This is a genomic window from Gibbsiella greigii (assembly GCF_039540155.1).
GTDB lineage: Bacteria > Pseudomonadota > Gammaproteobacteria > Enterobacterales > Enterobacteriaceae > Gibbsiella > Gibbsiella quercinecans.
The window spans coordinates 136,329-149,453 of the sequence record NZ_BAABEM010000049.1; the positions used below are offsets into that span (position 1 = coordinate 136,329).

A 13,125-nucleotide genomic window follows, 5' to 3' on the forward strand; every position below is an offset into this window, starting at 1 on the left:
TTGCGCTGCTGTTTTACCGGTGAATAACACGGTAACCGGCAGCGCACGTTCTGCGTTCGCTCCTGTTGCTATCGACTGAAAAAGCCCGCCCGGGGCCGGCGTTTGCGCGCCTGTACCGCCGGGTTTACTGAACCCGCAGCCATAGGGCTGTGGGCGATGAGGCACGAACGATGAAACTGAAAACTTTGCCACGCCGGCTGCTGGGGCTGTTCAGCCGCAGCCTGCCGCGCCGTTTGGTGCACCGCGATAGCCTATTGGACAGCGTCAGCGCCGGCAGCCATGAAATGCAGCACGCCCTGGCCGAACAACGGCTGGCCTGCGCGGCCGCCACGGCCACCCAGCTTTACGAACGTTTCCACAGCCACCCGGAAGGCATCACCGAAGCCGATGCGGCGCGTGCGCGCCAGCAGCACGGCGAAAACATCGTTGACGATCAGCAAAAAGAGGCCTGGTGGCAACACCTGTGGCACTGCTATCGCAACCCTTTCAACCTGTTGTTGACCGCACTGAGCATGATCTCCTATGCCACCGAGGATCTGACCGCGGCGCTGGTGATCGCGCTGATGGTGGTGATCTCGACGCTGCTTAACTTCATCCAGGAAGCGAGATCCAACAGAGCGGCCGATGCGCTGAAGGCGATGGTCAGCAACACCGCCACGGTGATCCGCAGCGACGCGCTGACCGGCAAAAGCGAGCAGGTGGAGTTGCCAATTGCTCAACTGGTGCCCGGCGACATCATCAAACTGGCGGCCGGCGATATGATCCCGGCGGATCTGCGGCTGCTCACGGCGAAAGATCTGTTCATTAGCCAGGCGGCGTTAACCGGCGAATCGCTGCCGGTGGAAAAAAGCGCCGCGCCACGAAACCTGGCGGACGATCCGCTGGAATGCCAGAACCTGTGCTTTATGGGCACCAACGTGGTGAGCGGCACGGCGCTGGCGTTAGTGATCGGCACCGGCGGCAACACCTATTTCGGCCAACTGGCGCAGCGCGTTACCAGCCAGGATGAGCAGCCGAATGCCTTCCAGAGTGGGATCGCCAAGGTGAGTTGGCTGCTGATCCGCTTTATGTTGGTGATGACGCCGATCGTGCTGTTGATCAACGGCTATACCAAGGGTGACTGGTGGGAAGCGGCGCTGTTTGCGCTGTCGGTGGCGGTGGGGCTGACGCCGGAAATGCTGCCGATGATCGTCACTTCCACCTTGGCGCGCGGGGCGGTGAAGCTGTCGCGGCAGAAAGTGATCGTCAAACGCCTGGATGCGATCCAGAACTTTGGCGCCATGGATATTCTGTGCACCGATAAAACCGGTACCCTGACGCAGGACAAAATTGTGCTGGAGCGCCATACCGATGTGTTTGGCGAAAACAGCGCGCGGGTGCTGCATTACGCCTGGCTGAACAGCTTTTACCAGACCGGGCTGAAAAACCTGTTGGACGTGGCGGTGCTCAGCTGCGCGGAGGTGAACGGCCAGCCGCAGGCGCTGCAACAGTACCGCAAAGTGGATGAAATCCCGTTTGATTTTGAACGCCGCCGCATGTCGGTGGTGGTGGCGAAAGACGCGCAATACCACGAGTTGGTGTGCAAGGGCGCGCTGGAAGAGATATTGGCGATCTGCAGCCATGTGCGCCATAACGATGAGGTGATCCCGCTGAGCGATACGCTGCTGGCGCGGATCCGCCGTATTACCGACGATCTTAATCAACAGGGGCTGCGCGTGGTGGCGGTGGCCAACAAGCTCCTGCCGGCGCAAAGCGAAGAGTACGGTGTGGCCGATGAATCGGATCTGATCCTCGAAGGTTACATCGCCTTCCTCGATCCGCCGAAAGAGAGCACCGCGCCGGCGCTGGCGGCGCTGAAGCAAAACGGCGTGACGGTGAAGATCCTGACCGGCGACAATGAGCTGGTGGCGGCGAAAGTCTGCCAGGACGTGGGGCTGCAGGCCGATCGCGTGCTGCTTGGGCGCGAAATCGAACGGATGGACGATGTCGAATTGGCGCAGGCGCTGGCTGATACCACGCTGTTCGCCAAGCTGACGCCGCTGCACAAAGAGCGCTTGGTGCAGCTGTTACGTAAGCAGGATCACGTGGTGGGCTTTATGGGCGACGGCATCAACGACGCCCCGGCGCTGCGGGCGGCCGATATCGGCATCTCGGTGGATTCAGCGGTGGACATCGCCAAGGAAGCGGCGGATATCATCCTGCTGGAAAAAAGCCTGATGGTTTTGGAGCAGGGGGTGATCGAAGGGCGCCGCACCTTCGCCAATATGCTCAAGTACATCAAGATGACCGCCAGTTCCAACTTCGGCAACGTGTTCAGCGTGCTGATCGCCAGCGCTTTCCTGCCGTTCCTGCCGATGTTGCCGCTGCACCTGTTGATCCAGAACCTGATGTACGATATTTCGCAGATCGCGATCCCGTTCGACAATGTGGACGACGATCAGATCACCCGGCCGCAGCGCTGGAACTCCGCCGATCTTGGGCGTTTTATGGTGTTCTTCGGGCCGATCAGTTCGATCTTTGACGTGCTGACCTTTGCCCTGATGTGGTGGGTGTTCCAGGCCAACACGGTGGAGATGCAGACGCTGTTCCAGTCCGGCTGGTTTGTTGAAGGGCTACTGTCGCAAACGCTGATTGTGCATATGATCCGCACGCGCAAGATCCCGTTCCTGCAGAGCCGCCCGTCGTGGCCGCTGCTGGTCACCACGCTGCTGGTGATCGCCACCGGGGTTGGGTTGACCTTCTCGCCGCTGGCCGGTTTCCTGCAGTTGCAGGCTCTACCGCTGGGGTATTTCCCGTGGCTGATCGTGATTTTGGCGGGCTATATGGTAATGACTCAGTGCGTGAAAGGCTGGTTTGCGCGCCGCTACGGCTGGCAGTAAGCACCGCCGCTGCTGGCGGTTTAGCTTGCCGCCAGCGCCAGGGTAAAGCCTTTATCCTGCAATGCCTGCTGCAGTTCGGGCTTGAGGTGGTTGTCCGTGACCACATCGGTCAGGGTTTCCAGCGGCGCGACGCAAAACAGCGACCAAGAGCCGTATTTGCTGCTGTCCGCCAGCAGCACCCGGCGGCGCGCGTTAGCCAGCAGATCCTGCTTCAACCCGGCCTTTTCTTCCGTCGGGGTGGTGATGCCTTTCTCCAGGCTCCAGGAGTTGCAGCTGACGAAGGCGATATCGGGATTGATGCCGCGCAGCAGCCGGCGGCCATGCTCACCGATGCACGATTGGCTGCTGTCATCAATGCGCCCGCCGATGATGGTGACTTCGATTTGTTTGAATTCCGACAGGAATAGCGCAATGTGCAGATCGGCGGTGATCACCCGCAGCGGCAGGTGCGTGAGCTGGCGCGCCAGTTCAAGCATGGTGGTGCCGGCGTCCAGTATGATGGCATCGCCGGCTTTGACAAACGCCACCGCGCGTTGTGCGATGGCCTGTTTTTCCGCCAGATTGCGCTGCATCTTTTCTACCGTCGTGGGTTGCGCAGGGATAAAGCGGTTTAACGTTACCCCGCCGTGCGTCCGGCTGATCACCCCTTCGCGGTCAAGTTTTATCAGATCACGGCGGATAGTGGCCGGTGAAGCTGAAATGGCAGTAACCAGTTGATCAACGGTGACCAGATTATGGCTTTTCAGATAGTCCATAATCTGGTCGAGGCGGCTTTGTCCCTTCATACCTTTCCTAGGCAAGTTGCATGGCAAGTTTGATCGAGATTGCCATGCTCTCAGACTTCGCTTTGCCTGTCCAGGCGATATCAAATGCGGTGCCGTGGTCGGCCGAGGTGCGGATAAACGGCAGCCCGGCGGTGATGTTCACCCCGTCATAAAAACCCAACAGCTTGAGCGGAATGTGCCCCTGATCGTGGTACATCGCCACCACCATGTCGTATTGCCCCTCGTAGCATTGCAGGTAAACGGTATCCGGCGGGCACGGGCCATAGGCATCAATGCCACGCGCTTGCATGGCCTGGATCGCCGGCCCGACAATGGTGATCTCTTCATCGCCGAACAGGCCGTTTTCCCCGGCGTGCGGGTTCACGCCGGCGACGGCGATGCGCGGCGCAGTGTAGCCCACGCGCTTGAGGAAGGTATCGGCCATGCCGATAACGGTTTCCACCCGTTTGCGGCTGAGGGTATCCAGGAATTTGCGCAGGGCGATGTGGGTGGTGACGTGGATCACCTTCAGCCGGTCGGTATACAGCACCATGGCGTAATCTTTGCTGTGGGTCAGTTTGGCCAGCAGTTCGGTGTGGCCGGGGTAAAGGTGGCCGGCCGCGTGCAACGCCTCTTTATTGAGCGGCGCGGTGGCGATGGCGTCTACCTCGCCGGCCAGCGCCAGTTCGGTGGCGCGCTTGATGCAGCGGTAGGCCAGATCGCCGCCTTGCCGTTGCACCCGGCCTGGCTGCAGGCTATCCGGCTGCGCCAGCGGCTCGTCGATCACGTTTATGATGCCGGGCGTGAAGCGGGCGTCGGCCATGCCGCCAAGCAGTCGCAATTCCGCTGGCGGCGTAATGCCCATGCCGATGATGCGCCGCAACGTGGCGGCACAGCCCACCACCACCGCCGGTGCGCCGGCAAGCTCACCCTGCGCCAGCGACTTGATGATAATTTCTGGCCCGATGCCCGCCGGATCGCCCATGGTGACTGCAATAGTTTTACTCACTCGACTTCTCCTCAATGAAACGGATGACTTCTACCAGGGTATTTTCATCACCAAAGCCACCGGCTTTAGTCATAACCAGCAAATTGTGCCGGGCATTCAGCAGATGGCCCCAGGGCACACAGCCCGCCACCTGCCCATGAATCTGAAAGCCGTTGGCGCCCAGCCCGCGGGCGACCGCCAGCGCCACGTCGCCGCCGGAAAGGTACAGCCCGGCTGGCGTTTGTATTTCCAGGACTTCCTGGGTCAGTTGGGCCAGCAGCGTGCACAGATCTTCCCCCAGCCGGCGGCGCGTGATCCGGTGCTGCCGGCACAGTTGATCAACGGTTTGCCGTTGCGCCGCCTGTCGGCTGGTGCGGATCACGCAGTGCCGGCCTTGCGCCAGCGCCTGAAGCACGGCGCTGCGCCAGTACGCCAACTGTGGCCAGCCCTGGAACATCGCTTCGATATCGATATCCACCAGCGTGATGGCATGGCTGGCGTTCAACTCTGCGATTTGCCGCTGCGCCATTTCGCTCATTGAGCCGATCACCGCCAACAGCGGAGCGGGGCGGCGGTCGGCCAGCAGCCTGCCCAGAGCATCGCTCAGGCCGGTTGCGCCGATCAGCAGAGGCCGCTGGGGCAAGCGGGCCGCCGCCAGCATGAGGCGTTGCAGATCGTCATCGGTTTCGGCATCGACGATGACAAAACGCGCGTGCTGTTGCTGCAACTGCGCCAGCGCCGCTTGCAGTTCGCCGCCGCGCACCGCCGCCAATGGCAGATGGCTGCAGGGCAGGGCGCTTTGTTGTTTCAGGCGCTGCTGAATGCTGGCGGTGGTGATGGGCGTTTTGGGATCGCTGGCGAATTCCGTTTCCGTTAATAAACTACCGTGGATCAGGCAGTTGCCGCCGCGGGTGATTCGCCCAAGCCGGGGTACCGCCGGGGCGATCAACGCCATTGGCGCGCCGCTGGCCAACAGCGCGGCTTCCGCTTCGGCGCCCAGATTGCCGCGCAGCGTTGAATCGATCTTCTTGAACACCCAACCCAACCCCTGCGGCCAGCCGGCCAGCGCCTGGCGAACGCGCTGCGCCGCTTCTTCGGCCGTGGCGGCCCGGCTGTCGGTGCTGATCACCCGCACCCCCTGCGTTTGCGCGGCGGCCGCCTGTGGCTCAAACAGCACCCTGACCTGGGCGCCGGCGCTGGCAAGCCCGATACCGGCATCGTTTGCGCCGGTGAAATCATCTGCGATGACCAGTACCGGTGTGTTCCATTGCATCGTGATCCGCCTTGTTCGTATTACGCCGTGATTGATTATATTCAATCATAATTGATTATATGTGAGCAAGTTCAAATTAATCAATATCGAGATGGCCTATAAAATAAGCACGGCACGCAGTAAAGATGGCGTGATTTTGAGTAAATAAAATCACCGTTGCCCAATGGGGCCGGGAGGAGAGTCGGTAATAATGAATATCAACAGCACCCTTATCAGCGGCTATCAGGCGCTTAATGACATTGGTTACCTGTTAACGGGAAAGCGCAGCGTACTGCTGGTGACGGACCGGAATATTGCCCGTATCCCTGCCGCCCAAGCGTTTATTGCGCAGGTTCGCGCCGGCGCGGGGCATTTGGTGGTGGTGGATAGCGTGCCGCCGGAGCCGAGCCAGCATGATGTCGCCGCCATTTTGCAGCAGTTGCCGGTGCAAGAGGCGGATCTGGTGATTGGCATCGGCGGCGGCAGCGTGCTGGACGTTGCCAAACTGCTGTCGGTGCTGTGCATTGCGCAGGCGCCAACGCTGGAGGCGTTGTTGGCCGGGGAAAAGCCGCTCAGGCGCGCCACGTCGCTGCTGATCCCCACCACGGCCGGCACCGGCTCGGAAGCCACTCCAAACGCTATCCTGGCGATCCCGGAAAAAGAAACCAAAGTCGGCATTATTTCACCGGTTATGCTGCCGGATTACGTGGCGCTGGTGCCGGAACTGACCACCAGCATGCCGGCGCAGATTGCCGCTTCAACCGGCATTGATGCGCTTTGCCACCTGATCGAATGCTTTACCGCCACCGTCGCCAACCCGGTGAGCGACAACTATGCCCTGATCGGCATGAAGAAACTGTTCGCCAGCTTGGAAACCGCCGTGGCGCAGCCGGGCAATCTGCAGGCCAAACTCGACATGCTGTGGGCCTCTTATTACGGCGGCGCGGCGATTGCCCATGCCGGCACCCACCTGGTGCACGCCATGTCCTATCCGTTGGGCGGCAAGTACCATATTCCCCATGGCGTTGCCAACGCCATCCTGCTGGCGCCCTGCATGCGTTTCGTGCGCCCGGCCGCGGTCAGCAAGTTCGCCGTGGCCTATGACCTGATCCCCGATGCCGATGCCTCTCTAAGCGAGGAGCAAAAATCCCACGCGCTGGTGGCCTATTTCGCCGATCTGGTCAAACGCCTGCAGTTACCCGCCAGTCTGGAAGCGCTCGGCATTGGCAGCGACCATCTGCCGTATCTGGTGGAAGCGGCGCTGGACGTTCAGCGCCTGATGAAAAATGTCCCATCCAAGGTCAGCGCCGATGATGTGCGCGACGTCTATCTGACGCTGTTCCCGGCTAAAAATACCTGACAGAAACCGAGGAAAACCATGACCAGAAAAATAGAGGGCGTACTCACCGCCATTGTCACCACCTTTGATCACCAGGGGGCATATAACCCAGCGGCGATGTGTGTGCAGATCCGCCGCCAGTTGGCCGCCGGCAACGGGATTTTCTGCGGTGGCACCAACGGCGAATTCTTTGTGCTGAATGAAAAAGAGAAGCTGGCAGTGACCCAGACCTGCGTGGAGGAAGTGAACGGCCAGGCAGCGGTGGTCGGCCATATCGGCGAGATCTCCACGCGTGAAACCATTCATCTGGGTAAACAGGTGGCTGCGCTTGGGGTGGATGCTGTATCGGTGATCACCCCGTACTTTGTGCCGCTCAAGCAGGAAGAGCTGATTTATCACTACCAGAAAATCGCCGATGCGGTTCCGGTGCCGGTGTTTCTCTACAACATCCCGGCGCGCACGGGCAACACCTTGCAGCCGGAAACGGTGCGCCAACTAGCGCAACACCCAAACATTATCGGCATCAAGGACAGCGCCGGCAGCTACGACAGCCTGAAAGGCTTCCTGCAGGCGGCCGAAGGCATCAGCGGCTTTAATGTGCTGAACGGGCCGGATTCGTTGATCCATCAGGGCTTTGTCGACGGTTGCAGCGCCTGTATCTCCGGGCTGGCCAACGTGGCGCCTGATGAAATCAATGCCATTTGGGCGCATTTCCAACGTGGCGATATCGCTGCATCGCGCCAGGCGCAGGAAAACGTCACCGGCTTGCGCACCGATCTGTACAGCGTGGCGTTCTCGCCGGCGGCAGTGAAAAAGGCGCTGGTGCTGCTCGGCCATGAGGTGGGCGAAAGCCGCTATGCCGTGCGCTTTAGCGAGCAGGATGAACAACGTATTCGCCAGATTGTGCAGCAGTATTTGCAATAACGGCGGCAGCGGCGCTGTGGCGCCGCCTTACCACGATGAGGATGCAACGATGAAAGTCATCTGTACTTCGCCTTCTTTCGCCAAATACGATCCCGCACCGATCGAAACGTTGCGCGAATGGGGCTTTGAACTGGTCATGCTGCCGGCGGATGCGCCGCTGTCCGCGCTTGAACCGCACCTTGCCGAGACGGTGGCGATGATCGTCGCCTTCACCGACGTTAACGCCGCGCTGCTGGCGCGGGCGCCAAAGCTGAAAATTGTGTGTAAACATGGGGTCGGCGTGGACAATATCGATCTGAACGCCACCCGTGAACGCGGGGTTTACGTCACCAACGTGCCGGATGCCAATAAGCATGCCGTGGCCGATTTCGCTTTCACGTTGATCCTGGATGGCGCCCGCCAGGTGACCCAGGCGGCGCAGCAAACCCGCGCCGGTACGTGGCCGCGTATTTTCGCCACCGACGTGTACGGCAAAACGCTGGGCATTGTCGGCCTGGGCAACATCGGCAAGCAGGTGGCGCTGCGCGCCAGCGGGTTCAACATGCGCGTGCTGGCGTTTGATTTTTATCGCGATGAAGCCTTTGCTGGTGAACACGGCGTGGAGTTCGTTGATTTGGCGCAGCTGACCGCGCAAAGCGACTTTATTACCCTGCATACGCCATTAACCGAGGATACCCGCAACCTGTTCAACGCCGCGCGTTTTAAACAGATGAAGCCATCGGCTTTTCTGATTAACGTATCGCGCGGCGGCATTGTTAATGAGCAGGATCTTTACCAGGCGTTGTTAAATAACGCCATTGCCGGCGCCGCGGCGGATGTTTTTGAACAGGAGCCGCTAAATAATCACCCCTTGTTCACACTGAATAATTTTATCCCCACGCCGCATATTGCGGGATATACCGACGGTGCAATCAGCGCCATTGGCGAACGCTGCGTGCAGCAAATTATCCAGTGTATTAATCAAGGGGAGCGCCCCGTTCATATTATGAATTCACTGTAAATAGCGCGACCAGAAAAATAATAAGAAGGCGGAAGCGCTTTCTTATTAACGCTGAAAATATTTTTAGCCAATACGGCCGGAATAATTCAAGCAGCAGCATGGTGAATGCCGCCGCCAGGTTAATTATGCCGGGAATACTCCGATTTCTTATTTACTGGCCCGATAACAATGAATACAACAGCAACCCAAACCCGCATTCGTTGGTGGGTCGCCGGCCTGATGTGGCTGGCGATCGCTATAAATTATATCGACCGCACGGTGCTTTCCGCCGCTGCGCCGCACCTGATTGATGAGCTCAAACTGTCGCCGGAAATGATGGGGTTCATTATGGCCGCGTTTTTCTGGTCATATTCACTGCTGCAAATTCCCGCCGGCTGGTTTGCCGATCGCTACGGCCAAAAGAAAGGGTTGGGCCTGGCTGTGGGCTGGTGGTCTATCGCCACGGCGGCGATGGGGCTGGCCACCGGCTTTAAATCCCTGCTGGCGCTGCGCCTGGCGCTTGGCGTGGGCGAAGCCGCGGCCTACCCCAGCAACGCCGGCATCGCGGCGCGCTGGTTCCCGGATCGCGAGCGCGCCACCATTTCCGGGCTGTTTGACAGCGCGTCGAAATTTGGCGGCGCGGTGGCGATGCCGCTGATCGTGTGGATGATTTTCGTGGTGGACTGGCGCATGACGTTCCTGATTATCGGCGCCGTCGGCCTGCTGTGGGTGATCGCCTGGTATTTCATTTACGCCGAGAACCCGGAAGACCACAAGCTGATCAGCCAACAGGAAGTGCGCTATATCCGCGACGGCCAAAAGCAGCACCACGGCGATAAAAGCGTGCTGCCAATGCGCTGGTACAAGCTGCTGCGCTATCGCAATATCTGGGCGATGTGCCTGGGCTTTTTCACCATCAACTACACCTCTTATTTCTTTATTACCTGGCTGCCGACCTATCTGGTGCAGGAAAAGGGGATGGATTTCATCAAGATGGGGATGGTTGCCGCGCTGCCGCTGCTGAGCGGGATGGTGGTGGAAGTGATCGCCGGTTGGGCATCTGATCGGGTGGCGCACAGCGGCAAACTCTCGTTGACCGCCACGCGCAAACTGTTTTTAACCATCGGCCTGCTGATGGCGTTGTGCATCGGTTTTGCCCCGTTTACCGATTCGGTGTTTATGACGGTCTTCCTGCTGTGCGTGGCGAAATCCGGCACCACCGTGGCGGCTTCGCAGGTATGGGCGTTGCCCGGCGACGTGGCGCCGAAAAACAGCGTTTCCATCGTGGCCGGTTTGCAAAACACCGTGTCCAACTTTGGCGGCGCGATCGGCCCGATTGTGACCGGGGCGATTGTGGCGGCTACCGGCTCTTTCACCTACGCGCTGGTGTTCTCCGCCGCGCTGGTGGTGTTGGGGATACTGAACTACCTGTTCCTGATGGGGAAAGTTGAACCGATCAGCGAAGACAAGGCGCAGGGTGTACCGCTGGCCACCACCCACCACGCCTAACAGGCAACGGTAACGGGCCGGGCGTGGGGCGCCCGGCCCAAACAGTTACAGCACCAGCGGCGGCAACTGTTTGAAAATACTGACCAGGCCTTCCCCCCAGCCTTTGCGAATGGTGCTGAAATAGGGGTGGTTTTCGGTAATGCGGTACTGTTGGGCGGCGCTGAAGCTATCGCGCGGATAGATCATGACATCCAGCGGCAGGCCGACCGACAGGTTGCTGCGCAGCGTGGAATCCATCGAGATGAGCGCGCACTGCATGGCCTGTTCCAGCGGCGTATCGTAATCCAACACGCGATCGATAATCGGCTTGCCGTACTTGCTCTCGCCAATCTGGAAGTAGGGCGTGTCATGTGCCGATTCAATGAAGTTGCCCTGCGGGTAGATATTGAACAGCCGCATCTCTTCGCCCTTGATCTGGCCGCCGAGCAGCAGGCTGCAGCTAAAATCGGTGGCGGTGCCGTTTTGCTGGGCGCTGCTGTCGCGTTGGATCACCTCCCGCACCGTTTCCCCCACCAGCGTTGCCGCATCGTACATGCTGCGCACGGTCAGCATACTGTGCTGATCCGGATCCTGGCTGCGGCGCAGCAGCAGGCTGATGATGCTTTGGGTGGTGGCCAGGTTGCCGGCGCTTTGCAGAACCAGCGTGCGCTCGCCGTCTTGCTGGAACACATGCAGTTTACGAAAGGTTGAAATATGGTCGACCCCAGCGTTGGTGCGTGAATCGGAAGCAAACACCAACCCGGATGACAAACCCATGGCCACACAATAGGTCATACAACAGTCCCTCAAACAAGGTGTTACACCGCGCGGCGGTGGATGCCGGTGCCTGCAGACGCCGCGCGCCGCAGGCTTTGCGCACCGGAAAACGATACCGTTAGCCTGCCGTAATCCAGGCTATTCGGCAAGGGGCTGCGGACAAATAATGTTCAGCCGCTAGCTGGTTGATATACGGTAATAAATTCAATATATTCCACGGATATTTTCCCGCTTGGCTGCTGTTTATTTGGCCATTAATTTTATTTTGTGAAATAAATATGCTAACGTTAACAACATGACTGAATCTGTCCATTAGGATTAAGGAGCAAGTTTGACTGTAGAAAATAAGCGAACGTGGTTACATCTTGGGGCCGGCGCATTTCATCGAGCGCATCAGGCGTGGTATTTGAATCAACTGAGGGAGAATGGGGAAACAGACTGGCATATGGCGTTGGCGAATATTCGTAACAGCGCCACGCAGGAAATGCTACAACACCTCCACCAACAGCAAGGCCGCTACACGCTGGAATCAATCTCACCGCAGGGTGAATTCAATTATCAAACCATTTCCGCTATTAAAGACATTATTCTGTGGGATGAAGGCATCCGCTCCGTTATTAAATGTGGTGCACAGGCGTCAACCAAAATAATTTCTTTTACCGTCACTGAAGGCGGCTATTTCCTGGATGATGACGGCCACCTGGATATTACGGATAAAGCGGTTGCCGCGGATTTGCGTGAAGAAGGGGAAACCCGCACGCTGTACGGCGCGTTGAGTAAAATTCTGCGTGCCAGAATGGCCCAGGAGAGCGGCCCGGTAACGCTGCTGAGCTGCGATAACCTGCGCAACAACGGCGAGAGCTTCTACCGCGGCCTGATTGAGTTCGTGCAGGCGCAGAACAATAGCGCGCTGGAAGCCTGGATTCGCGCCAACACGCGGGCGCCGAACAGCATGGTGGACCGCATCACGCCGAAATACGATCCGCAAATCAACGAGCGTTTGGCGCAGCAGGGCATTGAAGACCTCGCCCCTCTGACCTGCGAAACCTTCTCGCAATGGGTGATTGAGGATGATTTCATCGCCGGCCGCCCGGCGCTGGAGAAGGTGGGCGTGGAATTTACCGAACGCGTCACGCCGTATGAAGAAGCGAAGATTCGCATCCTCAACGCCAGCCATAGCGGCATTGCCTGGGCCGGGGCGCTGGTGGGCAAGAAATATATCGATCAAAGCATTGCCCTGCCGCAGGTGGACGCCTGGATCCGTGCCTACGTGCTGGACGACGTGGCTGCGGCGTTGCATCCCGCCGCCTTTGATTTGACAGAGTATTGCGATACCACGTTGGAGCGCTTTGGCAACCGTTGGGTGCGCGATACCAATCAGCGCGTCTCTTCAGACAGCATCGCCAAAATGCATGAGTTTATTGTCCCGACGCTCAAGCAGCGTTATCAGCAGGGGGAAACCCCGCGTGCGGCGATGATCCTGCCGGCCCTGTTCTTCTTGTTTATGCAGGCGCGCCAGCAGCAGAAGCTGCCGTTTGACTATCAGGATCGGGCAATCGACAGCGTGGATTTCGATGCTATTTTCGCTGCGGATGACGCTCTGCTGGCCTACGCCAGCAATAAAAAACTCTTTGGTTCACTGGCGCAGAAAAAAGAACTGATAAGCGATCTGCGTGATGCCGTTGCTGAGGTTAAGCGATGGTTGAGTAGCCAGAAAAAATAACAGAGGCATAAT

The 13,125-nt window shown here is 58.9% G+C and carries 10 protein-coding genes; 6 read left to right on the plus strand and 4 right to left on the minus strand.

Annotated features, from left to right (window positions below):
• The first annotated feature begins 170 nt into the window (after positions 1 to 170).
• A complete protein-coding gene (gene mgtA / locus AC559G_RS21640; protein WP_498914613.1) occupies positions 171 to 2,879 on the plus strand; it encodes a magnesium-translocating P-type ATPase in 2,709 nt (902 codons plus the stop codon).
• Positions 2,880 to 2,899: 20 nt separating this feature from the next.
• Here mgtA and AC559G_RS21645 read toward each other — a convergent pair whose 3' ends face one another.
• Genes AC559G_RS21645 through dtnK form a run of 3 tightly spaced genes read right to left on the minus strand, consistent with a single transcriptional unit; the run spans position 2,900 to position 5,904 of the window.
• A complete protein-coding gene (locus tag AC559G_RS21645; RefSeq protein ID WP_438596483.1) occupies positions 2,900 to 3,664 on the minus strand; it encodes a DeoR/GlpR family DNA-binding transcription regulator in 765 nt (254 codons plus the stop codon).
• A gap of 7 nt (positions 3,665 to 3,671) precedes the next feature.
• Entirely contained in the window at positions 3,672 to 4,652 is a 981-nt protein-coding gene (locus AC559G_RS21650; protein ID WP_498914614.1) for a D-threonate 4-phosphate dehydrogenase, read from the minus strand.
• Positions 4,645 to 5,904: a four-carbon acid sugar kinase family protein gene (gene dtnK / locus AC559G_RS21655; protein WP_498914615.1), complete on the minus strand. Its 1,260-nt coding sequence runs from the start codon at positions 5,902 to 5,904 to the stop codon at positions 4,645 to 4,647. Before dtnK ends, AC559G_RS21650 begins: the two co-directional genes overlap by 8 nt.
• A 190-nt stretch (positions 5,905 to 6,094) precedes the next feature.
• On the opposite strand from dtnK, the gene AC559G_RS21660 reads away from it, so the two are divergent.
• From AC559G_RS21660 to AC559G_RS21675, 4 genes are all read left to right on the plus strand, one after another.
• Positions 6,095 to 7,243: an iron-containing alcohol dehydrogenase gene (locus AC559G_RS21660; protein ID WP_498914617.1), complete on the plus strand. Its 1,149-nt coding sequence runs from the start codon at positions 6,095 to 6,097 to the stop codon at positions 7,241 to 7,243.
• Positions 7,244 to 7,261: 18 nt separating this feature from the next.
• The gene (locus AC559G_RS21665) at positions 7,262 to 8,146 is read left to right on the plus strand and encodes a dihydrodipicolinate synthase family protein (protein ID WP_498914619.1); all 885 of its coding nucleotides are present in this window, start codon (positions 7,262 to 7,264) and stop codon (positions 8,144 to 8,146) included.
• Between the two features lie 49 nt (positions 8,147 to 8,195).
• On the plus strand, positions 8,196 to 9,146 hold the full coding sequence (locus AC559G_RS21670) for a phosphoglycerate dehydrogenase (protein ID WP_498914621.1): 951 nt from the start codon (positions 8,196 to 8,198) through the stop codon (positions 9,144 to 9,146).
• Positions 9,147 to 9,314: 168 nt separating this feature from the next.
• A complete protein-coding gene (locus AC559G_RS21675) occupies positions 9,315 to 10,634 on the plus strand; it encodes an MFS transporter (RefSeq protein WP_438597031.1) in 1,320 nt (439 codons plus the stop codon).
• Positions 10,635 to 10,679: 45 nt separating this feature from the next.
• Here AC559G_RS21675 and AC559G_RS21680 read toward each other — a convergent pair whose 3' ends face one another.
• Positions 10,680 to 11,408, minus strand: coding sequence for a proteasome-type protease (locus tag AC559G_RS21680; RefSeq protein ID WP_279027318.1), 729 nt, complete (start codon positions 11,406 to 11,408; stop codon positions 10,680 to 10,682).
• A gap of 313 nt (positions 11,409 to 11,721) precedes the next feature.
• Between AC559G_RS21680 and dalD the strand changes: the two genes are divergently transcribed.
• A complete protein-coding gene (gene dalD, locus AC559G_RS21685; protein WP_498914623.1) occupies positions 11,722 to 13,113 on the plus strand; it encodes a D-arabinitol 4-dehydrogenase in 1,392 nt (463 codons plus the stop codon).
• The last annotated feature ends 12 nt before the right edge of the window (positions 13,114 to 13,125 follow it).